This window comes from Mycolicibacterium sp. 624 (assembly GCF_040548615.1).
Lineage (GTDB): Bacteria > Actinomycetota > Actinomycetes > Mycobacteriales > Mycobacteriaceae > Mycobacterium.
Window position 1 is genome coordinate 382,878 of sequence record NZ_JBEPRZ010000005.1, and the last position, 21,393, is coordinate 404,270.

Sequence of the window (21,393 nt, forward strand, 5' to 3'; positions counted from 1 at the left end):
TGGGGCGCGACGGGCTGCCCTACTTCGCGACTGCCGCGACCGCTTCAATCTCGACCAACTGGTCGTCGTAGCCGAGAACGGTGACACCCATGAGTGTGCTCGGTACGTCGTGCTCACCGAAGGCATCACGAACCACTTCCCACGCCGACACGAGATCGGCCTGCCGAGTAGACGCGACCAGCACGCGCGTTCTGACCACGTCCTCGATCGTCGCTCCGGCGGCGCCGAGTGCGATCAGCAAGTTCTCCAACGCCTTTGCGGCCTGACCCGCGTAGCTGCCCACCGCGGCAGTGGACCCATCCTCATTCAGTGGGCACGCGCCGGCGAGGAAGATCCGCCGTGCACCAGCCGACACCGCTGCCACATAGGCATATTCGGCAACGCCGGACAACTCGGCCGATCGGATTAGTGTGACGGAATTCGCCATCCCGGCCCTTTCGCGGACGAAGAGTTGGTCTGCAGTGTGGCGCAGTCTATGCGCGGGAGCGCAATTCACACAACGCATTTGTGTGACACCGAACCAGTGTCGTTTTCGGCCGAAAACTGCCAACGTAGCGGGATGCAGAGTCGAACGCAGACGCCTCCCGACGATAACCTCGCGGTTCCCTACATCGGGTCCGGACCATATTGCTACACAAACTGCCTGGCAACCATGATGGGCGCCAACTCAGCGGACACCGCCGTCATCGAGACCGCGACGGGCAGTGCGTTCGGCATGCAATTGGTGGATGGGACACCGTTTTTCGACCCATACGGGTGGACTCCTGACATCGGCCTGAACGAGGCGCTGGCGAACCTTGGCTGGACTGCCACTACCACCGCCGGAGGTGACAGTGCCGACGCACTGGACCGTCTCACCGCGCAATTGAACTTCGGCCCGGCGCTGGTCGGACCCGTCGAGATGGGATACCTTCGCCACCAGCCTGGCAAGGTCGGGCCGATCGGCGCCGACCACTTCATCATCGTGCTGCGCATCGACGATGACGCGGCCACAGTCCACGACCCGCAGGGCTATCCCTACGCGCGTATCCCGCTGGCGGACTTCACGGCAGCCTGGCGGGCCGAGACCATCGACTACGGCGAGCCCTACACGATGCGCACCGATTTCGTTCGACTCACCACAATCAGTGACACCGAGACCATCCGCGCGTCGATCCGCTTCGCCCGCGATCGCCTCAGCGCGGTTTCCGCCACCGACATGCCAGCCGGCCACTTCGCCAACGCCGACGCGGCGCTCGCCCTCGCCGAGGCAGTCGAAGGCGGTATCGACGATGAGCTGCGTGATCATCTCACCGCCTTCGCGGTGCGGGTCGGCGCACGTCGCCTCGCCGATGCAGCAGCATGCCTGCGTCGCGCTGAATTCCCGCAAGCCGCTGCCACTCTCACGGAACAGGCGCGACTGGTCGGATCGCTCCAGCATCCACTGGTGGTGGGTGACAACGCGAGAGTCGCAGCGACACTTAGGGCGGTGGCGCCCACCTACGACGAGCTACGCGCCGGACTTGAACCGGGCGCGTGGCCGTAGCAGCGATTTCGCACTGCAACAAAGAGATTCATCCGCAGGCTGGCGCGGTTGCCAAAGTCACACCTAGCCGAGGCTCTGACGTTGCTATCCTGGAATGGTCATCACATGACACCGGACGAGCCACACCGTACCCGGCCAGCGACAAGACGGTTGTGTTGGAGGTGTGTGATGTCCTGGCTCATTCTCTTGGCGTCGGGCGTTCTGGAAGCAGTCTGGGCGACGGCGCTCGGCAAGTCCGAGGGCTTCACCAGGCTCGGACCATCCGTGGTTTTCGGTGTGGCCCTGTTCTTCTCGATGGGCGGACTGGCGATCGCGATGCGCGATCTGCCGGTGGGTACCAGCTACGCGATATGGGTTGGCATCGGCGCGGTGCTGACCGTCGCATACGCGATGCTGACCGGCAGCGAGACCGCATCACTGGTTAAGGTGCTGTTAATGCTTGGCGTGGTCGCGTGCGTCACGGGCCTGAAGGTGGTGGGCCACTGAGGCGCCGGATGCTGCCGCCGGTGGTGCGTCAGGCCTGGTGCCACAACAGCGGCGCGCCCTGCCCCTTCGTCATCACCGTGCCCGCCATCACCCGCAGTCGGTATGGGTGCAGCCTCAGCACCGCGAACTCCTCCGACGTCGGGCCGTCGCTCCACATCGGGATGATGCGCGGGTCGTAGCCGACGGGCTCGGGAGCGTTGGCGAACTTCTCCCACACCGCTTTGCACGTCTCATCGTCGACGTAGAACTGGGCCGTGCACTCCGCGCTGCAGGTGTCGTGGGTGGTCGTCCAGTAGCTCAGCGACACCTCGGGGTGGGCATGAAGGTGGGCATGCTTGAGCGGTGTCGGCACGGTGGCGATCCAGCCCACCAGATCGGTGCCGTCCCACTCCCAGATCGGGTGCAGGATTCGGCTGCGGGGCCTGCCGTCGCGGTCGACGGTCGCCACCGACGCCCACACGATGGAGTGGGCCATGTCGACGAAGGCGGGTGCGATCTGTTCGAGTGGCGTCACACTGACCCACCTTAGTTGCGCCAACTGGTCTAGGAGTCGTCCTGTGCGCCGCCCCTATCCACGTCGCCGTACTTGGGGTTGCCGTCGTCGTCGACCCATTCGTTGACTGCGGTACCCGCGACCGTGCCGCCGCTTCCGGGCAGCGTGATGGTGGGACGCTGGTCGTCGTACGCGTCCATCATCTTCTTGGCCCGGTCGTGATGCTCTTCGGTGACTTCAGGCTTCTCTGTGATGTGCTGGTCTTCGTTGGCCGCACGCTCGTCATTGGACATATCCCTGGCTGCCCGAATGTGCGGGACACGAAACAGGGTGGGCTAGACCGGTACCGCTCGGAGTGCCGCGGGCAGGCTCGGCAGGAAGTGCCGGGTGGCATACGCGCGGATGTCCTCGGCCTCCTCGAGCGGCTGCGCACTGGGCAGCAGCAGCAACGACGCCGCATACCGCAGGATGGTGTCGGCCAGATCGTCGACGACGTCGGGACCGATGCGGTCGGCGAAGCCCGGCGGGAAGATCACCCGCAGCGCCTCGCCCATCCGCTCGATCGCGGCGGGCCAGTGCCGGTGGGCCAGCTCGAGCACCAGCGCGGGTTCATCGGTGATCATCTGGTTGAGCACCCGATGGCGGCGGAACGCCAGGATCGACCATGTGAACGCCTCGACGTAGTAGCTGGTCTGTGGCTTTGCGCGGTTCAACTCGTCGGCGATATCGGCGAACAGTGCCACATTCTCGCGTTCGACCACCGCGCCGACCAGTTCGTCACGGTTGGCGAAGCGCCGGTAGATCGTGGTGCGGCTGACTCCTGCCCGCCGCGCGACGTCATCGAGTGCGACGCGGCGGTAGCCGTGCCGTTCGAACTCGGCGAGCGCCGCGTCGAGGATTGCCTCGGTGGACGCGTCAGACCCGGCCATAGCCCTCTTGCGCGAACTTGTTGTAGCGCACCGTCATAGGTAGACGATCCCACAACCAGTTCACCGCATGTGACCGCCATAGCGCCGCGAACCCCTGATACGCCTTCTCCTTGCGGTCGCTCCAGGGCAGCCCGAGCATGTCCCGGGCGCGCGGCGGCATACCGCCGGTGGTGATGAAGGCGGCCACCGGGTTGAACAACGGCGACACCAGCCGCCACGTCAGCTCGGAGACACCCTTCGGTCGCGGGAATCCCTTGGTGACATAGCCGACGCCGTACTTCGCCGTCTGGTGGGGCACCAGGATCTCGTCCATCATCCGGTCCCAGTACCTCTCGAAGTCGGCATAGGTTGCCGGCATCGGCCGGTCGCTGACGCCGTAGCGGCGGTACCAGGTCTTGGACTCGAGGTAGATCTGTTCCCTCTCGGCCTCGGTGAGACGTTTGACGAAGGTGTCCGCGAAGTACAGGACCTGCTCGACGAACGTCGCGTGCGCCCAGAAGTAGGTCTCCGGATCCAGGGCGTGATACCGCTCGACGGACCCATCCGGGCCTGCGGGCATATCGCCCTTGATATCGCGGTGGAAGTCGCGCACCCGCGTGCCCTCGTTGGCGTCATCGCTGCCGTAGACGGTCCGGTAGATCGGCGGAAGCGAGCGCTTGATCCGCGCCGCGGTGTCGGAGAAGAACACCGAGTGATCCAGGACGCCCTGACCGAGTTCGGCGAGCATGTTCTGCAGGACGGCGGGCCGAGGGCCGATCAGGTACATCCGGTTGTCCCCGAAGTACCGCCAGACCAGGGATTCGGGGCCAAGTGGAAGGGCGTCCGCCTGCTGCGCGTTCTCGGCGAGTTCAGTCATGGGGACAGTGTTACAGAATTCGCACTTTGTACCAAAGGAGGTGTGAGAAGGCTCACTCACTGCCACGAAGCCGGGCGACGCCGATCACGGCGAACACCCCGGCGACCGTGACGAACAGCAGGGACAGCACTATCAATGGCGGGTAGTAAACAGCCGTGACCTGCGACGGCTCATTCGGCAACACCGGCGGGGCCATCTCGGTCGTCCGCGCCGCCACCCAGAAGTACACACCCGCGGCGCTCGCGGCGGCGGCCAGGATCAGCTCCAGCACCGCGCGGATGCCACCCCTCATGGCGTGTTCTCGATGACCAGCGCGCTCAGCGCCGCCCGCAGTGCGCGATGCTTGCGTGCCCAGGCCTGCGCGGTGCGGTCATTCGTCATCTTCAAGCCGATACCGGTACGCCCCCGCGGCACTCCGGTCAGCTCGCCGAGTGCCCGTGCAGACTGCCACTTCTGAGTCTCCTGGCCCGAGGGCTCCGGATAGATCCTGACGATCTCACTGATGCGGATCGTCTCGGCGCCCTGCCGCAGATACTCGGCCGTCAGCTCGACTGAGGTGTGAATGCGCGCAGCCTTCACCTGGACGGATAGGAAGCCTGTCACCAGCAGGAGGAAAACGATGGGCACCAGAAAGTCGATGCCGTAGCCGGTCCAGACCTGGATCAGCAGCATCGCCGCACCCGACGCGGGTCCGGCCGCCACCCACCACCAGGTCGCGCCGGGTTCACGAAAGAGAACATCGGGGGCCGCCACGGACGGCTGGGACTCGGTGTTCACGATGCTCCTTCGAACCATTCCTGCGCCACCCCACGCTGCACGGCCACCGAACCGGCGATCAGCAGCGCCATCGTGACGGCGACGATGCAGATGACCACGGCACCCGCGCCGAACAGCAGCAACAGGGCCAGAAACGCAACCGACGCCATCGCCAGGCCCACGGCTGCGCCCGCAAACTTGCCCTCACGCCCGCGCGCCCGGCCAGCCAGATAGCCCTGCCCGAGGCCTGCGGCGATCAACAACCCGCCAGCGGCGTAGATGAACGGATGCCCGCCCTGGCTCAGCGTCAGCATCCCGAGCGCAGCGGTCAGGACCGCGCCGGAGACCCAGCACCAGAACGCGATGTCGACGATTCGGGGCCGGGTCGACGGATTCGGCGGCGTTGCGGACATATCGGGCCAGCCTAACGGGTGAAGAAGGCCTGAGCGTCCTTGCGGTGCAGCAGGTAGATACCGCCGATGATCAGCACCGAGCCGACGATCGCGCAGACCGCGTACAGCAGTGCGGCCACCGGCGGACGGTCCACTGTGAACAGGTTTCCGATCACGTACACCACCGACGCGGCACCGCCGCCGCTGAGCAGCGTCCGCGCCCACGCGTAGCCCTGCCGCATCAGCAGCATGAAGGTCAGCGCCACCGCGGCGATCACCACCACGAAGAAGCCGGCGAAAGCGGTGACGAACCAGGCGTCGACGGACACGGCGACAAGGTCCACGACGTATGCGGCCACCAGCAGCGGCAACGCAACGAGCCACAGCCAGAAGCCCGTCGCGACGTCATCTGGTCGCTCCCCGGGTGGGGCTTCGGCCGGGTCGTTCGGTTCGGTCACGCCAGCCAGCCGGCGGCGTCGACCGCCCAGTAGGACAGCACGATGTCGGCTCCCGCACGCCGGATGCCGACCAACGTCTCCAATGCGACGGTGGGCAGGTCGATCCATCCGTTGGCGGCAGCGGCGCTGATCATCGAGTACTCACCCGATACCTGGTAGGCGGCGACCGGCACCGGCGACACCTCGGCCGCCGCGCGCACCAGATCCAGGTAGGCCATCGCCGGCTTCACCATCACGATGTCGGCGCCCTCGGCGATGTCCAGTTCGATCTCGTGCAGCGCCTCGCGGGCATTGCCCGCGTCCTGCTGGTAGGTCCGCCGGTCGCCGTGCAGGCTCGAGCCCACCGCCTCGCGGAACGGGCCGTAGAAACCGGATGCGAACTTCGCGGCGTACGCCAAGATCACGACGTCGGTGTGCCCTGCGGCGTCCAGGCCGTCCCTGATGGCCGCGACCTGGCCATCCATCATGCCGCTGGGCCCCACCACGTGGGCACCTGAATTCGCTTGCGCGACAGCAAGTTCGACGTACCGATCATTGGTGGCGTCATTGTCGACCCGACCCGAGCCATCCAGCACACCACAGTGCCCGTGGTCGGTGAACTCATCGAGGCAGGTGTCCGCCATGAGCACCGTCGCATCACCAAGATCCGCGGCGAGGTCAGCGAGTGCGACGTTCAGGATGCCGTCGGGCGCGGAGCCCACCGATCCCGTCGCGTCCTTGTCCTCGTCGCGGGGCACCCCGAACAGCATCAGCCCACCGACCCCCGCGGTCACCGCTTCTGCGGCGGCGCGACGCAGGGAGTCCCGGGTGTGTTGCACGACACCGGGCATCGACGCAATCGGGCGCGGTTCGTCGATACCGTCGGCGACGAACATCGGGAGAACCAAATGCCTTGGCTCCAGGGATGTTTGCGCCACCAGGCGACGCATCGCCGGAGTGGTGCGCAGCCGTCGGGGCCGATGCCTGGGGTACGCCACTGGAGAAGTCCGACAGCCCTAGCGGCGACGGCTCTTCTTGCGCGGCGGCGGCAGTGCACCCTCGGCGCGCAACCGGGCCGCGTGCTCGGCCAGTGCCTCGACCAACGGTCCCACCGCTGCGCTCTCGGGCTGCACATCAACGCGCAGGCCGAACTCCGCTGCGGTCTCGGCGGTCTTGGGCCCGATGCACGCCACGATGGTCCGTGCGTGCGGCTTGCCCGCGATGCCGACGAGATTGCGGACCGTCGAACTCGACGTGAAGCACACCGCGTCGAAGCCACCGGTCTTGATCATCTCGCGCGTCTGCGCCGGCGGCGGGGCCGCTCGCACGGTGCGGTAGGCCGTGACGTCCTCGATCTCCCAGCCGCGTTCGCGCAGACCCTCGGCCAGCGTCTCGGTGGCGATATCGGCACGCGGCAACAGAACCCGGTTGACCGGGTCGAAGATGTCGTCGTACGGCGGGAACTCGTCGAGCAGGCCCAGCGAGGACTGCTCGCCCGCGGGCACCAGTTCGGGGTTGATGCCGAACTCGCGGACGCGGTCCGCGGTGGCCTGACCCACGCATGCGATCTTGACGCCGGAGAACGCGCGGGCGTCGAGACCGAACTCGTTGAACTTCTCCCACACCGCGCGAACCGCGTTGGTGGAGGTGAAGACGACCCACTGGAACCGGCCGTCAACCAGGCCCTTGACCGCACGCTCCATCTGCGCGGGGCTGCGCGGCGGCTCGACGGCGATGGTCGGCACCTCGACGGGCAGGGCGCCATGGCTGACCAGTCGGTCGCTCATCTCGCCTGCCTGGTCCTTGGTACGCGGCACGAGCACGGTCCAGCCGTACAGGGCCCGGCTCTCCCACCAGTTCAGCTTCGCGCGGTTGGCCACCGTCTTGCCGATGGTCGCGACGAGCGGCCCGGCCAGCGGCCCGGCGGGCTCGCTGCCGGCCAGCGTGGCCTTGTCGAGCAGACCGGACAGCGTGGTCTCCACCGAACGCTGTTGGCAGGTGGTGCCATTGGCGGTCACGACACACGGCGTGTTGTCGGTGAGGCCGAACTCGATGAGCGTGCGCGCGGCATCCGGCAGATGCGATGCCGTGGCGTGCAGGATCAGGGGTCCGGGCGCCGCCGCGAGGGCGGCCCAGTCCACGTCGCCGCGGACGTCGGCCACGGTGTGCGACGAGCCCAGCGGCAGACCGGCGTAGGTCGGCACCGCGGTCGTGGCGGGCAGGCCCGGCACGATCTCGAAATGGGTCTGCGTGCGCGCCACCGCGCTCACCTCGGCCAGCACCGCGTCCACCGACAACGGGTCGCCTGCCACCAGTCGCACGACGTCAACGCCGGCGCGAGCCTCGTTGACCAGCGTCTTGGCCACCTCGGCCGGATCGCCCAGCGCGGGGCGCACATCCACTCCGTTGGGCAGGCCAGGTGCGGCGCCGACAACCTCGGCCGCCGTGTCGCCGTCATCGCCCGGCTTGGCTGGCTGCGGCCCGGACTGCGGAGGCAGTTCCGTACCGACCAACGTCAGTACCGCCTCCGGTACGTCAGGGTCGACGAACACCATCGCGGCGTTGGTCAACACAGCACGCGCACGCGTCGTCAACAGGCCGGGGTCACCCGGTCCCGCGCCAACGAACGTGATGCGGCCGGGCTTGTGCTTACGCCCTCGGGTCGTCATCTCTCACTCCCGCTCTTCAGTCCGCTGCACCAACAGATCTCGCGCTCCCAGCTCGAACAACTCCGCGGCCACCGAGAGCCCTAGCTCTCGTGCCCGATCGGGAGTCCCGATGCCGGACGCGCGGATCACATCGGATCCGTCCAGCGCCGCCACGCATGCGCGCAGCGACAGCTCTTCGAAGACATTGCCCTCCTCGTCAATGGACTCGACCACTTCCGCGATCGCACCCACTGGCGCGGAGCACCCCGCCTCCAGTTCGGCGAGCAGGACACGTTCTGCGGTGACCGCGGCGCGTGTGTCGGCGTCATCCAATGCCGACAGCAGCGCGGCAAGCTTGGAATCACCCGCGCGACATTCCACCGCGAGCGCTCCCTGAGCTGGTGCTGGCAACATCTGCACCGGCTCGATTGTCTCGGTGATATCGCCTACACGTCCGATGCGAGCCAAACCCGCTCGGGCGACGACGATACCGTCGAGATCACCGCTTGTAACCCTGTTCAACCTGCTGTCTAGGTTGCCTCGTAGGGGGCGAATTTCCAAACCGAGACCCAGTGCTTTAAGCTGCGCGCTCCGTCGCGGGCTCGACGTGCCGAGAATTGAACCTGCCGGCAACTCCCCCAGCACCAGTCCGTCGCGCGCGACGAGGGCGTCGCGGGGATCCTCGCGCACCGGTATGGCCGCGATGACGAAGCGCGGGTCCTGGGCGGTCGGCAAATCCTTGTACGAGTGCACGGCCATGTCCACGGTGCCGTCGTCGATGGCCTCGCGCAGTGCCGCGGTGAAGACGCCGACGCCGATCTCGGCGATCGGAGCGCTGGAGCGGTCGCCCGCGGTCGACACGATGACGAGTTCGGCGGGGTGCCCCAGCGCGATTACGGCGTCTCTGATGAAACCGGCCTGGGTGGTGGCCAGTAGGCTGCCCCGGGTTCCGATCCGGATGACTGCGTCGTCACTGCTGGCGGATGAGCGCTCGCGCGAAGACCCTGTTGAAGTCGGCAAGCGCTAATCAGTCCTGTCTAAGTCAGTGCGGGGCGCCGGAATCGGATCGCCCGGGATGAAGGGTGTTTCACTACCCGCGACCGCATCGACGGCCTGCGGGTCGAGTTCGAACAGTTCGCGTAGCGCCTCGGCATAGCTGTCGCCGCCCGGCGCACCGGCGAGCTGTTTGACCCGCACCGTCGGGGCGTGCAGAAGCTTGTCGACGACGCGACGCACGGTGCGCGCCACCTCGTCGCGGTGGGTGGAGTCCAGCCCCGGCAACCTGTTGTCCAGCCGCAGCAACTCGGCCTCGACGACATCGGCCGCGCGCTGCCGCAGTGCGGTGACGGTCGGGGTGACCTCGGCCATGCGCTGGCCCGCGAGGTAGTTGGCTACCTCGGTGGCGACGATGACGCGCGCCGCCTCGGCGTCGGCTGCCGCGGCGCGCGCCGACGGCTCACGCTGGATCCGGTCCATGTCGACCATGTAGATGCCCGGCAGTCCGGCGACGGCGGGGTCGACGTCACGCGGCATGCCCAGATCGCAGATGACCAACTGGCAGTTCTCCGGTCGGCCGACCAAGCCTCGGTGCGCATCGGCCAGCGACACGACGGGCCGGACGGCCCCGGTACAGCTCACGACGACATCGGTGTCCGTCAGCGCGTCCGACAAGTCGTCCAGCGACGCCGCGAAGGCCTCCACGCCCTGTTCGGTGAGGTTCTGCGCCAGCCGCTGCGCGCGGGGCAGCGAGCGGTTCACGATGTGGACGCGGCCGATCCCGGCGCGCATCAGATGGGCCGCGGCAAGTGCGCCCATCGAACCGGCGCCGACGATGGTCGCCGTCCGGCCCGCGAGCCCGCCCAGCTTGCCGTCGGCCATGTCCAGGGCAACCGACACCACCGAGGCGCCTGCGGCGTCGATACCGGTCTCGGAGTGCACGCGCTTGCCGACCGAAAGGGCCCGTTGGGACAGCTCGTGCAGCGTCCGGCCGACGGCCTGGTTGGCCTCGGCGGCGGCATAGGAGCGGCGGACCTGGCCGAGCACCTGCTGCTCGCCGATCACCGCGGAGTCCAGGCCGCTGGCGACGGCGAAGAGATGCTCCACCGCGGCTTCGGCGTACCGCACGTATGCGTACTTGGTGAGATCGCTCAGCGACATCGCGGCATGCTCGGAGAGCACCTGGCCGACGACCGACAGGCCGCCGTGGAAGGCCTCGACGACCGCGTACACCTCGACCCGGTTGCACGTCGAGAGAATCATGGCCTCGCTCACCAGCTCGGACTGCAGGAGCTGGTCGACGATCTTGGCCTGATCGGACTCGCCGGTGCTCAATTGCTCAAGCACGGACACGGGCGCACTCCGGTGCGAAACCCCGAATAGCAGAACGCTCATGGCCTCGTCACCACGCCCTCGAAGGTAGTCGTTGCCATGCCTTTGCACCAAATTTGCTGAGCGGTAACTCAGCCGCCTCAGCCAGCGAGGTCAGCGCGCAGTCGCTGCTCGTCGACCTCCCAATAGCTGTGCTCGCGGCCGTCGAGCAACACCACCGGCAGGCGGTCCCCGTACTCCGCGCGCAACGTGCCATCACCGGCATCCGCCGCTGCGTCGACATCGGTGGTCGCCAGGTCGAATCCCAACTCGTCGGCGAGGACCGCGAGTTGCAGCCCCGCCTGCGCGCACAGGGTGCACCCGGCGCGGGTCAGCAACGTCACAGCATGCTCCACGCCCTCCAGTATCCAGTGACCTAGTGTTGAGGGGTGTCCGAGCCCGGTGACATCGCCGACGAGGCTGGTTCGGAGGTCCTCGTCGACGAGCACGGCGTAGTCGCCGAAGCGTCCAGTCCCCAACCGCCGCCCCCCGACCTGACCGCGGCGGCGTTCTTCGACGTCGACAACACCCTGGTGCAGGGTTCCTCGCTGGTGCACTTCGCCAGGGGCTTGGCCGCACGCAAGTACTTCACCTACGGCGACCTGGCGCGGTTCGGATACGCGCAGGCGAAGTTCCAGCTCACCGGCAAGGAGAACAGCGACGACGTCGCCGAGGGCAGACGTAAGGCGCTGGCGTTCATCGAGGGCCGGCCGACGGCCGAACTGGTCTCCCTCGGCGAGGAGATCTACGACGAGATCATCGCCGACAAGATCTGGTCGGGTACCCGGGCACTGGCCCAGATGCATCTGGACGCGGGCCAACAGGTGTGGCTGGTCACCGCGACGCCCTACGAGCTGGCCGCGACCATCGCCACCAAGCTCGGGCTGACCGGGGCGCTTGGCACCGTCGCCGAATCCGTCGACGGCGTCTTCACCGGGCGACTGGTCGGCGAGATCCTGCACGGCGCGGGCAAGGCGCACGCGGTGCGGTCGCTGGCCATCCGGGAGGGCCTGAACCTGCGGCGCTGCACGGCGTACTCGGACAGCTTCAACGACGTCCCGATGTTGTCGCTGGTGGGCACCGCCGTCGCCATCAACCCCGACGCGGCGCTGCGCGATCTGGCGCGCGAGCGTGGCTGGGAGATCCGTGACTTCCGGACGGCGCGCAAGGCCGCCCGAATCGGCGTGCCGTCCGCGCTTGCCCTCGGTGCCGTGGGTGGCGCGCTGGCAGCCGTGGTGTCCCGTCGAGATGGCCACTGACCCCAGCGCTGATAGTCTCAGCCGCCGGACCACCGGAGACACGAGCGGGAGCGAATCCGACCATGAGCATCGCCGAGGACATCATCGGGACCCATTTTCGGTACCCCGATTACTTTGAGGTCGGCCGCGAGAAGGTCCGCGAGTTCGCCCTCGCCGTCAAGGACGACCATCCGGCTCACTTCACCGAGGAGGGCGCCAAGGAGTGCGGGTACGACGCACTCATCGCGTCCCTGACGTTCGTCGCAGTCGCGGGCCGCCGGGTGCAGGAGGAGATCTTCAATCAGTTCGCCCTGCCGTTCAACATGGAGCGCGTGCTGCACCGCGACCAGAAGCTGATCTTCCACCGGCCCATCGTGGTCGGCGACAAGCTCTGGTTCGACTCCTACCTCGACTCGGTCATCGAGTCGCACGGCGCCGTGCTCACCGAGGTTCGCGGCGAGGTCTCCGACGACAACGGCCAGCCGGTCATGACGAGCATCATCACGATCCTCGGCGAGGCCTCCCCGTCGGAGGAGACCGACGAGATCACGGCGCAGATCGCGGCGGCGCGTGATGCGGCGATCACGAAGATGGTTGCTGGGCAAAGCGCTAGCGCGGCGGCGAGCCGCCCATTGGACGCGGCGGCGAGCCGCCCATTGGACGCGGCGGAGTAGTCACCCACCCGGCGCAGTGGCCGCCGGTCCGCAGCTCAGCCGAGGAAGGTGTTGCCTCGGTTGGCGAGCAGTTGGTAGAGCGTCTGCTGGATGGTCTCGCGCACCCGGTCGGTCAGTTCGAACGTGACCATCGGGTCCTCCCCCATCGCCTCGTCGTACTCGTCGGTGAGGATCGGTTCGCCGAACTGGATGTGCCATTTCGAGGGCAGCGGCACCAGTCCCAGCGGCCCAGCCAGCGGGAACAACGGCGTCACAGGGAAGTACGGCAGCCCGAACAACCTGGCCAGCAGCTTCACGTCCGCGAGCATCGGGTAGATCTCCTCGGAGCCGACGATCGAGCACGGCACGATCGGTGCGCGGGCGCGCAACGCCGCCGAGACGAAGCCGCCACGACCGAATCGCTGCAGCTTGTAGCGGTCACGGAAGGGCTTGCCCAGACCCTTGTATCCCTCGGGGAACACCGCGGTGAGTTCACCGGCGGCAAGCAGGCGATGGGCGTCCGAGGTGCACGCCATCGTGTGCCCGGCCTTGCGCGCGGCCTGTCCCATCAGAGGCATGTCGAAGACCATGTCGGCGGCCAGTAGGCGCAGGTCACGGTTGGCAGGATGGTGGTCGTGGACGGCGACCGAGGCCATCAGACCGTCCAGCGGAAGCACGCCGGCGTGGTTGGCCACGATGAGCGCCGGACCCGTGTCGGGGAGGTTCTCGATGCCGCTCACCTCGACCCGGAACCAGGATTTGAAGAGCCCTCGCAGCAAAGGCAGGAAGATTGCGTTGTTGATGTGTGGGTCGAACCCGAACTCATCGACCACGTAGTCGCCGGACATCCGCTTGTAGACGAACTCGGCGATCGCGGCGATGCGCTTGGCGAGTTCGTTGGGCGACTCATCGACACTGCCCGCACCGGCGACCGAACTGCGTTTGTCGTCGATCTCGCGGACCACCGCAGCGATCTGCTCGGCGGATGCACGACCACCCGGATCGCCCATCAACGATGGATGTCGACGCGAACTCTCCGTGCGCGCCGCAGCTCGTCGCGCCGCCGAAGAGCGACTCGAATTCGAGTGCAGTGGAATCACTTTCGCTTTTGATTCACCTGCCACGTCGTCAACCCTCCACCCCTAGCCAAACCGAACTGCCCGACCGGTTACCTCGCCCTACCGGCCACCCCACCGCTGCGCCGCCACCACTGCACGACTCTCAACCGAGCGTACCCAGCGCGGGTCGATGATCGGCGTCAAACCTCGACCGCGCACGTAATCGTCAAAAGCCTCCGCCGTTGTCCACTTCGGGTTATAGCCTAGGTCGCTACGCATCCGCGCGGTATCCATGACCCGCCCGAAGCTCAGGTAGTTCAGCTGCTCACGATCGAGTTCACTGTATCGAGTTGCGCGGCTCAGCGAATCAACGACAGAGAGTGCCGACCTCGGGACGGGCAGCCGGATCCGGCCGGATCGACGGATCGCCTGACTCATCATGATGACGCCCGAGGCACCGACGTTGAACGTGCCGGCGCGGCCGGCGACGGTGGCGCGTTCCAGCGCACCGAGGGCGTCCTGCTCGTGCAGCAGCTGCAGTCGGGCGTCGCGGCCCAGCACCGACGGTACGACGGGCGCGGCCAGGTACCGCGACAACGCGGTGTCCATCGCCGGACCGATCATGTTGGCGAGGCGCAGGATCGTGACGGCGATATCGGGCCTACGCCGCGCGAGTCCGCGGGCGTAGCCCTCGATATCGATGCTGTCGCGGGCGAACCCCTCGCGGGGTGGCCGACGCGAACTGCCGTCCTCGGTGAACATGACCGGGTCGTGTGCACTGGACCCGTACACCTCAGAGGTGGACTTGAGCACCACGCGAGCGACCGACGGAGCCTTCTGGCACGCCGCGAGGAGCTGCATCGCCCCCATCACGTTCTGTTCCTTCAGCGCCGCCCTGCCGCCTGAGCGCGGGGCATAGGAGGCCGCAGCGGCGTGGACGACGGTGTCGACGTTGCCGTTGCGGATCACCTTGGCGATGAACGGATTTCGAATGTCGGCTCGGACGAACTCGGCCCGCCCCATTCGGCGTTGGAGGTCCTTGCTCGGTGTGATGGCATCAACCGCGATGACGTGGTCGATCAGCGGGTTCTGCGCCAGCCTGGCCGTCAGGTAACCCCCGAGGAACCGGCATGCGCCAGTAACCAGCACCACCTTGGGGTGGTGCGCGGTGTCCTGTGAGTCAGAGCCGACGGACCCCGCTGCGGGGCGACCGCTCGAGGGCCCGTCGGATTCCATCGGGCCAGCCTAACGGCTGAAGCTGAAAGCTACTTGCCGAGTTTTCTGCGCTGCACTCGTGTGCGGCGAAGCAACTTGCGGTGCTTCTTCTTCGACATGCGCTTGCGACGCTTCTTGATGACTGAACCCATGGACTCCGCTACCTAAAGACAATCAAGGCCGAACGAGAACTGGAGATCTCGAATACGCCTCGTTAACTGACCCGGTTACCTTACCCGGCCAGCAGGGGCGGAACGAAAACGCCTGTTGATCGGGCGAACTAGCCCGCGTCGAAGTACGACGTCTCCAGGAGATCGTGCACGGCCTTGGCGTGCACACGGAAGGACCGGCCGACCCGCACGGCAGGCAGTTCGCCGTTGTGGACCAGTCGGTAGACCGTCATCTTGCTTACTCGCATCAAGCTCGCGACCTCGGCGACGGTGAGGAACTGCTGAGCACGCGCCGGTTGGCCACTATCCCCGGCACTGCCGGCGGCTGCGTCGCGCGCAGCCTTGCCGCTCGCCGAATCACGCGCCGATGGACCGTTCATAGACGTCATCGCAACCCAATCAATCAGGCACGGCCTTGCCAGCGGCTTCCCCACCGTTGGCGCAGGTGCGTGCATACAACGAGGAGAATAGCGTGGCTACTGGGGTTATTGCGACGGGTGTGGGCTAATCCGTTGGAAATTCATGAACTACTCAGATGTAATTCCGAGCTGCTCAGAGCGTGTTTTCGCGGCGAAAACCGCCTCGGTGACAGCCGTCCGCAGGCCACCGCGCTCGAGTTCCCGCAGACCAGCGGCGGTAGTGCCGCCGGGGGACGTCACCGTGGCGCGCAGCTGGGCCGGGCTGGTGTCCATTCCGACGCCCTTCGCAGCATCCCCGCCCGACGGTTGATCATCGAGCCGATCGAGCAGCATGGCCGCCGAACCCGCCATCGTCTGAGAGACGAGCTCGGTCGCCACCTGACGGGACAACCCGGCCGCCACACCCGCGTCGACGAGTGCCTCGGCCATCAGGAAGAAGTACGCCGGACCCGAGCCCGATACCGCGGTCACGGCATCCAACTGCGATTCAGGCACGGCCAGGACCCCACCGACGGCGGCGAAGATCGCCGACACGTCCTTCAGCTGCTCGACCGTGGCGAAGCTGCCACGCGACAGCGCGCTGACGCCCCCTCCGACCACCATCGGCGCGTTCGGCATGACCCTGATCACGGGGGCCCCGGCGGGCAACTTGGACTCGTAGAAGGCGGTGCTGACGCCCGCGGCCACCGAGACGATGACCTGTTCGTCGCTGTCGTTGTCGGCCTGGGCCACGGCCTCGGCGATCTCGGCGACAACGGACTCCACATCCGCCGGCTTGACGGCGACGATGACGTAGGCGGCGTTCTCGGCTGCGTCGGACGGTGATGTCAGCAGCACCGAGTACGTCTCTGACAGGTACTTCGCACGCCCCGGATCCTTCTCCGAGACAGCCAAGTCCTTGGCCTGCCGGCCGGCCCTGATCAGGCCCGCCAGCAGCGCCTCTCCGATGCTTCCACCACCGATAATCGCGATTCTTGCCACGGGATGAAGCATTGCACGTCGGCTCAGCTGTGCAGCGGAGGCACCATGGCCAGCTGGCGGGATTGCACGATGATGCGACCGTCGCTGTCGACGACGACATGGTCCTCGTCGAACCACTCCTGGCCGATCTGCATCGTCGTGCACAGCACCCGGAGCCACCCGTCGACCGGGATGGCACGCAGATAGGCCGTCAGTTGGACCGTGGGCGCCCAACCGAACCGGTTCACGCCGAATGTCACCGGCGCGGACACATCGCCGCACACGAGGGCGAATAGGACGTCGGGCGGGCAGTCCCGCGGCCGCACCCAGTACTCGATGACCGGCGGCCCGCCGTCGGACCTCGGCTCCATCGTGGTCAGCGATGGCCGGATATCGATACCGCGGGCGAGATGGACGATATCGGCCATCGGGTGACCGGGGCCGATCGATTCGAGGCCCGGCGGCGGATCCGGCGTCATCAACGGCACCACCGGATTGGCCACGAGCAACGGCGCCGCCTCGTGCTCGGGGTCGCCGAGCGTGATCGTCGCTCGGACAGCCGTCTTGCGCCCCGACCCCAGAGCCTGATTCGACTCAGCCGCCTGGTTCAACTCAACGTCGACCAGACTCACCCGCCTGCCGCGCTTGCGGATGGTCGTAACCACCTCGACCGCGCCGGGGTCGGGCGCCCACAGGAAGTTGCCGGACACCGCAACGGGCTGCACGCCCTCGCCACCGTGCGCGGTGCGGGCCGCGTTGGCGCACAGCGCCAGCATCATGCCGCCGTGAACCTTGGGTCCGATGGTCCAGTTCTCGTTCAGGACGCCCTTGAAGACATGTTGGACGACACCGTCGGTGTCATCGACTGACACCGGCTCCAGAGCCATGGCTTCGGTGAACGACGTGGATTCGGTGAACGACGTGGATTCGGTGAACGAGGCGGATTCGGCCACGGGACTCTCCCAGTTCCTCAGCGCAGCAGGTGTTGTCGCGCGAACTCGAGTGATTCGGTCAGCAGCTGCTCGCGCTCGGCGGCGTTGCGCGCCCGCGACGTGGTGACCTCAAGGATCACGTGGCCGGTGAAGTTGCTCGCGGCGAGCATCTGGCAGACCTCGGCCGCAGGCTGGCCGCCGCGTCCGGGCACCAGATGCTCGTCGGTGGCGGCCCCGCTGCCGTCACACAGGTGCAGGTGCACCAGTCCCTCCCCCATGCGACGCGCCATCTCAAGGGCATCGGTGCCCGCGGTCGCGGCGTGCGACAGGTCCAGCGTGTAGTGCGCGTGCTCACCGTCGAGCGGGTCATACGACGGGGCGAACGCCGAGATGGCCGCGCCCGGCGATCCGCCGCGCTTGCGCATCCGCTCGATTGACGGCTGCCCCGACCCGAAGAAGCGATCGGTGCGGAACGGGAACATGTTCTCGACAGCGACCATCACGTGGCTGGACGCCTCGAGCTCGACCACCTGATCGGAGAACCCCTCGGCGTAGCGACGCTGCCAGCGGAACGGTGGGTGCACCACCACGGTCTGGGCGCCCAGGTCCTCGGCGGCCCGCACGCTGCGCGCGAGCTTCGAGATGGGGTTGGCCCCCCAGACCCGCTGGGAGATCAACAGACACGGCGCGTGGACGCTGAGCACCGGCATGTCGTAACGCTGCGAGAGCTTCGCGATGGCGTCGACGTCCTGGCTCGCGGTCTCCGCCCACACCATGAGTTCGACACCGTCGTAGCCCAGCTTGGCCGCGTATTCGAAGGCGGCCTCGGTCCGCAGGGGATAGACCGAGGCAGTCGACAGACCAACCTTGATGGCGGGGCGCACTGATATCTATTCTGCGGCGTCAGTGCGACTGCAGCAGGGCGAGCGGACCCAACGTGACCAGGGCACCCACCGCCACGGCGATCAGGGTGCTACCGATGTCCTCGGTCTTGCGCACCACCCGCACGCCGACGACCAGTCCGAGGATCACCAGGACCGACAGGACCAGGGCGACGATGTTGTTCCACTTCCACAGCTGATCGAAGGCGATGAACAGCGCCGCACCGAACGCGACCGCGAGGATGCACTGGGCAACCACCCACACACCGCGCAGGAACGCCGAGCCAGTCGTCTCGCTGACGGTCTCGGCGGGGAGCTTCGTCGTCTCGTCATCGCGCTGGTCCTCGCCCAGGTCGATGTCCTCGGGCCCCGGCTGCCGTCCGCGCCGGGCCAGGTCGTCGGCAACCGACTGACCGCCGAACAGCGTGTCACTGTTCGACCGCAGTAACGAGGGTGCCGGCTCGAATCCCTGGGACTCCCTGACTTCAGCTGCGCCGCTGGCGATCTCGGCGAGGTCACGATCGATGTCGTCGTCGCTGGGCGACAGATCGTCGTCGAAGAGCGGGTCCGGGCTCATCTGCTCGGCACCGCCCGGTGACGTGAACCCCGTGGGTGCGGGCGCTGTCGGGCGCCTTGTGGGTGGCGTGAACTCGATCGGCTCCGGTTCGACGTCACGCGCTTGCAGGTGTGCGGCGTAGTCGGCCTCCGCCTCGTCGACCTCGGTGGCGGCGGTCTCGTCGACCTCGGCGTCAGTCTCGTCGACCTCGACCTCGACCGCAGCGTCGTCGACTTCGACGCCGTCTACTTCGACGTCGTCAACGGCCAGGTCGGTGTCATCGGCCAGGTCGGTGTCATCGGCAAGGTCCGCGAAGTCCTCATCGACGGATACGGGCTGCGGCTCGGCCTCGACCGATTGCCTCGGCTCTGCGACGGTCTCGACGGTGTCGGTCGCGCGGATGATGGGGATCTCGCCGGTGAGTTCGGCGACGGTGACAGAGTCGGCATTGCCACGCCTGCGTCGGCGTCGTCCGCCCACGGGCGGCGAGCCAATGGTGCCGTTCTTCGCGAGCAGCTCGGCCACCGAGATGGGGCGGGTGCCGCTGTCCTGTGGTTCTGTCATCGTCTGCTGCCTCTGGCCTTGGCTAAGTCCGCTGACGTCTCCACCAGCGCGGTCCCGTCAGCTTCACTGTCGAGTTTCCGCAAAATCAAACCCTCTCGCAACGCCCAGGGGCAAATGTCGACTTTGTCGATAGCCAGCGCTCGCATACTCGCCTCCGCCACCAATGCGCCCGCCACGATCTGTGGCGCGCGATCGGCGCTCACCCCTTCCAGTTCCGCACGGTCCGCGGCGGTCATCCTAGAGATGAAGGCTATGAGCTGTCGCAGGCCCGCTGCTGTCAGTGTCCTCTTCACCCGTGGTCCCGCACCGGAAGGCGCGGCACCGGTGAGTCGTGCCAGGGATCTGAAGGTCTTCGACGACGCCACGGTCAAGTCCGGAGCGCCGGCGTCGAGGACTCTCGCACCGGCATCGGCGACCTCGTTGGCCAGCCAGTCCCGAAGCATGGCGACCCGGCGCCGGCCGGGCGGGTCCTCGGGCAGCCACTCGCGGGTGAGCCGACCGGCACCCAGCGGGAGCGACAGCGCCACGTCGGGCTCCTCGTCGACACCGCTGGACAACTCAAGCGAGCCGCCGCCGATATCGATATTGATGATGCGGCCCGCGCTCCAGCCGTACCAGCGGCGCACCGCCAGAAAGGTGAGTCGGGACTCGTCGACACCGCTGAGCACCTTGAGCGCCACGCCGGCCTCGGCCTGCACGCGAGCCAGCACTTCCTCGGAGTTGGTGGCGTCCCGGACCGCGGATGTGGCGAAGGCCATCAGTTCCGCACAGCCCGAACTCGTCGCGATCTTGGCGAACTCGTCGATGGTCTCGACGAGCTTGTCGGCACCCTTGCGGGTGATATTGCCTGAGCCGTCGATGGCCTCGGCGAGGCGTAACGACGCCTTCGTCGAACTCATCGGCGTCGGGTGCCCACCACGGCGCGCATCCACCACCAGTAGATGAACTGTGTTGCTGCCCACGTCTAGCACGCCCAATCGCACGCAGCCCACGGTAACGGGTCTACCGTTGGATTCCATGAGTGGATGCACGATGAGCGCTTGCGCGAGCAACCCCGCACGATGAGCGAAGGCGCCAAGAGCAATCGGGGCACGCCCGGTGAGGTGGAACTGGACTTCGCCCGCGAGTGGGTTGAGTTCCTGGACCCGGAGAACCCCGAACACCTGATCGCCGCTGACATGACATGGCTGCTGTCGCGGTGGACGTGCGTGTTCGGCACTCCCGCCTGCCAGGGCACGGTCGCGGGCCGGCCCGACGACGGCTGCTGCTCGCACGGCGCCTTCCTGTCTGACGACGGTGACCGCGCCAATCTCGACGACGCGGTCAAGCACCTGACCGCCGACGACTGGCAGTTCCGGGACAAGGGACTGGGCCGCAAGGGCTACCTCGAAATGGACGAGTACGAGGGCAAGAAGAACCTGCGGACCCGTAAGCACAAGGGCGCCTGCATCTTTCTGAACCGGCCCGGATTCGCCGGCGGTATCGGCTGCGCCTTGCACAGCAAGGCCCTCAAACTCGGTGTCGAACCGCTGACCATGAAGCCGGAAGTGTGCTGGCAGTTGCCGATCCGGCGCACGCAGGACTGGATCACCCGGCCCGACGGCTCGGAGATCCTGCGCACCGTCATCACCGAGTACGACCGCCGCGGCTGGGGTGAGGGCGGCGCAGACCTGCACTGGTACTGCACGGGCGATCCGGCCGCGCACACGGGCTCGCGGCCGGTCTGGCAGTCCTACGCCCCCGAGCTCACCGAACTGCTAGGCGACAAGGCCTATAACGAGCTCGCAGCGATGTGCAAGCGACGCGGTGTGCTCGGGCTGATAGCCATCCACCCGGCAACCCGCGCCGCGCAGTAGCC

At 67.2% G+C, this 21,393-nt stretch carries 28 protein-coding genes and 1 riboswitch; of the genes, 5 read left to right on the forward strand and 23 right to left on the reverse strand.

What is annotated here, in order from left to right:
• Window positions 1-19 precede the first annotated feature (19 nt).
• Complete coding sequence (locus tag ABIA65_RS21430) at window positions 20-427, reverse strand: RidA family protein (RefSeq protein ID WP_354524837.1); 408 nt, start codon at window positions 425-427, stop codon at window positions 20-22.
• A 132-nt stretch (window positions 428-559) separates the two neighbouring features.
• On the opposite strand from ABIA65_RS21430, the gene ABIA65_RS21435 reads away from it, so the two are divergent.
• Both ABIA65_RS21435 and ABIA65_RS21440 read left to right on the forward strand, forming a co-directional pair.
• A complete protein-coding gene (locus tag ABIA65_RS21435; protein WP_354524838.1) occupies window positions 560-1,525 on the forward strand; it encodes a YobF C-terminal domain-containing protein in 966 nt (321 codons plus the stop codon).
• 92 nt (window positions 1,526-1,617) lie between these two features.
• A riboswitch (guanidine-III (ykkC-III) riboswitch) is annotated at window positions 1,618-1,682 on the forward strand.
• An 11-nt stretch (window positions 1,683-1,693) separates the two neighbouring features.
• On the forward strand, window positions 1,694-2,011 hold the full coding sequence (locus ABIA65_RS21440; protein WP_241401132.1) for a DMT family transporter: 318 nt from the start codon (window positions 1,694-1,696) through the stop codon (window positions 2,009-2,011).
• Window positions 2,012-2,039: 28 nt separating this feature from the next.
• Here ABIA65_RS21440 and ABIA65_RS21445 read toward each other — a convergent pair whose 3' ends face one another.
• The 13 genes from ABIA65_RS21445 to ABIA65_RS21505 all read right to left on the reverse strand — a co-directional run bounded on the left by ABIA65_RS21445 (window position 2,040) and on the right by ABIA65_RS21505 (window position 11,233).
• The gene (locus tag ABIA65_RS21445; protein ID WP_241401133.1) at window positions 2,040-2,525 is read right to left on the reverse strand and encodes a pyridoxamine 5'-phosphate oxidase family protein; all 486 of its coding nucleotides are present in this window, start codon (window positions 2,523-2,525) and stop codon (window positions 2,040-2,042) included.
• Window positions 2,526-2,554: 29 nt separating this feature from the next.
• On the reverse strand, window positions 2,555-2,797 hold the full coding sequence (locus ABIA65_RS21450; RefSeq protein WP_241401134.1) for a hypothetical protein: 243 nt from the start codon (window positions 2,795-2,797) through the stop codon (window positions 2,555-2,557).
• Between the two features lie 42 nt (window positions 2,798-2,839).
• The gene (locus tag ABIA65_RS21455) at window positions 2,840-3,433 is read right to left on the reverse strand and encodes a TetR/AcrR family transcriptional regulator (RefSeq protein ID WP_241401135.1); all 594 of its coding nucleotides are present in this window, start codon (window positions 3,431-3,433) and stop codon (window positions 2,840-2,842) included.
• Window positions 3,420-4,289, reverse strand: coding sequence for an oxygenase MpaB family protein (locus ABIA65_RS21460; protein WP_241401136.1), 870 nt, complete (start codon window positions 4,287-4,289; stop codon window positions 3,420-3,422). The genes ABIA65_RS21455 and ABIA65_RS21460 overlap by 14 nt, the downstream gene beginning before the upstream one ends.
• 52 nt (window positions 4,290-4,341) lie before the next feature.
• The gene (locus tag ABIA65_RS21465) at window positions 4,342-4,581 is read right to left on the reverse strand and encodes a hypothetical protein (protein WP_241401137.1); all 240 of its coding nucleotides are present in this window, start codon (window positions 4,579-4,581) and stop codon (window positions 4,342-4,344) included.
• Entirely contained in the window at window positions 4,578-5,066 is a 489-nt protein-coding gene (gene mce1N, locus ABIA65_RS21470; protein WP_241401138.1) for a transport-regulating membrane protein Mce1N, read from the reverse strand. The genes ABIA65_RS21465 and mce1N overlap by 4 nt, the downstream gene beginning before the upstream one ends.
• Entirely contained in the window at window positions 5,063-5,458 is a 396-nt protein-coding gene (locus ABIA65_RS21475) for a hypothetical protein (protein WP_354524839.1), read from the reverse strand. Before ABIA65_RS21475 ends, mce1N begins: the two co-directional genes overlap by 4 nt.
• Before the next feature lie 11 nt (window positions 5,459-5,469).
• The gene (locus ABIA65_RS21480) at window positions 5,470-5,895 is read right to left on the reverse strand and encodes a hypothetical protein (protein ID WP_354524840.1); all 426 of its coding nucleotides are present in this window, start codon (window positions 5,893-5,895) and stop codon (window positions 5,470-5,472) included.
• On the reverse strand, window positions 5,892-6,872 hold the full coding sequence (hemB, locus tag ABIA65_RS21485; RefSeq protein ID WP_354524841.1) for a porphobilinogen synthase: 981 nt from the start codon (window positions 6,870-6,872) through the stop codon (window positions 5,892-5,894). The genes ABIA65_RS21480 and hemB overlap by 4 nt, the downstream gene beginning before the upstream one ends.
• 18 nt (window positions 6,873-6,890) lie before the next feature.
• Window positions 6,891-8,543 (reverse strand): bifunctional uroporphyrinogen-III C-methyltransferase/uroporphyrinogen-III synthase, encoded by a 1,653-nt coding sequence (locus tag ABIA65_RS21490; RefSeq protein WP_241401142.1) that lies wholly within the window; start codon window positions 8,541-8,543, stop codon window positions 6,891-6,893.
• A gap of 3 nt (window positions 8,544-8,546) precedes the next feature.
• On the reverse strand, window positions 8,547-9,542 hold the full coding sequence (hemC, locus tag ABIA65_RS21495; RefSeq protein ID WP_354524842.1) for a hydroxymethylbilane synthase: 996 nt from the start codon (window positions 9,540-9,542) through the stop codon (window positions 8,547-8,549).
• Between the two features lie 3 nt (window positions 9,543-9,545).
• Window positions 9,546-10,913, reverse strand: a complete 1,368-nt coding sequence (locus tag ABIA65_RS21500; RefSeq protein ID WP_354524843.1) for a glutamyl-tRNA reductase — start codon at window positions 10,911-10,913, stop codon at window positions 9,546-9,548.
• A gap of 77 nt (window positions 10,914-10,990) precedes the next feature.
• On the reverse strand, window positions 10,991-11,233 hold the full coding sequence (locus ABIA65_RS21505) for a glutaredoxin family protein (RefSeq protein ID WP_371746869.1): 243 nt from the start codon (window positions 11,231-11,233) through the stop codon (window positions 10,991-10,993).
• Window positions 11,234-11,278: 45 nt separating this feature from the next.
• On the opposite strand from ABIA65_RS21505, the gene ABIA65_RS21510 reads away from it, so the two are divergent.
• Window positions 11,279-12,148 (forward strand): HAD family hydrolase, encoded by an 870-nt coding sequence (locus tag ABIA65_RS21510; RefSeq protein ID WP_371746870.1) that lies wholly within the window; start codon window positions 11,279-11,281, stop codon window positions 12,146-12,148.
• Between the two features lie 62 nt (window positions 12,149-12,210).
• On the forward strand, window positions 12,211-12,801 hold the full coding sequence (locus ABIA65_RS21515; protein WP_354524844.1) for an FAS1-like dehydratase domain-containing protein: 591 nt from the start codon (window positions 12,211-12,213) through the stop codon (window positions 12,799-12,801).
• 35 nt (window positions 12,802-12,836) lie between these two features.
• On the opposite strand, the gene ABIA65_RS21520 is transcribed toward ABIA65_RS21515, so the two are convergent.
• The 9 genes from ABIA65_RS21520 to ABIA65_RS21560 form a co-directional block, all read right to left on the reverse strand.
• Window positions 12,837-13,904: a lysophospholipid acyltransferase family protein gene (locus ABIA65_RS21520; protein WP_241401147.1), complete on the reverse strand. Its 1,068-nt coding sequence runs from the start codon at window positions 13,902-13,904 to the stop codon at window positions 12,837-12,839.
• 54 nt (window positions 13,905-13,958) lie between these two features.
• Window positions 13,959-15,074 carry an SDR family oxidoreductase gene (locus ABIA65_RS21525; protein WP_241401148.1) on the reverse strand — a complete coding sequence of 372 codons (1,116 nt, stop codon included), beginning with the start codon at window positions 15,072-15,074 and terminating at the stop codon, window positions 13,959-13,961.
• 29 nt (window positions 15,075-15,103) lie between these two features.
• Entirely contained in the window at window positions 15,104-15,205 is a 102-nt protein-coding gene (locus tag ABIA65_RS21530) for a 30S ribosomal protein bS22 (RefSeq protein WP_003402602.1), read from the reverse strand.
• Window positions 15,206-15,333: 128 nt separating this feature from the next.
• The gene (locus ABIA65_RS21535) at window positions 15,334-15,612 is read right to left on the reverse strand and encodes a helix-turn-helix domain-containing protein (RefSeq protein ID WP_241401149.1); all 279 of its coding nucleotides are present in this window, start codon (window positions 15,610-15,612) and stop codon (window positions 15,334-15,336) included.
• A gap of 138 nt (window positions 15,613-15,750) precedes the next feature.
• Entirely contained in the window at window positions 15,751-16,623 is an 873-nt protein-coding gene (gene proC, locus ABIA65_RS21540; RefSeq protein WP_241401150.1) for a pyrroline-5-carboxylate reductase, read from the reverse strand.
• A 23-nt stretch (window positions 16,624-16,646) separates the two neighbouring features.
• Window positions 16,647-17,489, reverse strand: a complete 843-nt coding sequence (locus tag ABIA65_RS21545; protein ID WP_241405844.1) for a thioesterase family protein — start codon at window positions 17,487-17,489, stop codon at window positions 16,647-16,649.
• Between the two features lie 83 nt (window positions 17,490-17,572).
• On the reverse strand, window positions 17,573-18,418 hold the full coding sequence (locus ABIA65_RS21550; RefSeq protein ID WP_241401151.1) for a sugar phosphate isomerase/epimerase family protein: 846 nt from the start codon (window positions 18,416-18,418) through the stop codon (window positions 17,573-17,575).
• Window positions 18,419-18,437: 19 nt separating this feature from the next.
• Window positions 18,438-19,535 (reverse strand): Rv0497 family membrane protein, encoded by a 1,098-nt coding sequence (locus ABIA65_RS21555; protein ID WP_354524845.1) that lies wholly within the window; start codon window positions 19,533-19,535, stop codon window positions 18,438-18,440.
• Window positions 19,532-20,518 (reverse strand): Ppx/GppA family phosphatase, encoded by a 987-nt coding sequence (locus ABIA65_RS21560; protein ID WP_354524846.1) that lies wholly within the window; start codon window positions 20,516-20,518, stop codon window positions 19,532-19,534. The genes ABIA65_RS21555 and ABIA65_RS21560 overlap by 4 nt, the downstream gene beginning before the upstream one ends.
• A 78-nt stretch (window positions 20,519-20,596) precedes the next feature.
• Here ABIA65_RS21560 and ABIA65_RS21565 point away from each other — a divergent pair, with 78 nt between their 5' ends.
• Entirely contained in the window at window positions 20,597-21,391 is a 795-nt protein-coding gene (locus ABIA65_RS21565) for a DUF3109 family protein (RefSeq protein WP_354524931.1), read from the forward strand.
• Window positions 21,392-21,393: the final 2 nt, after the last annotated feature.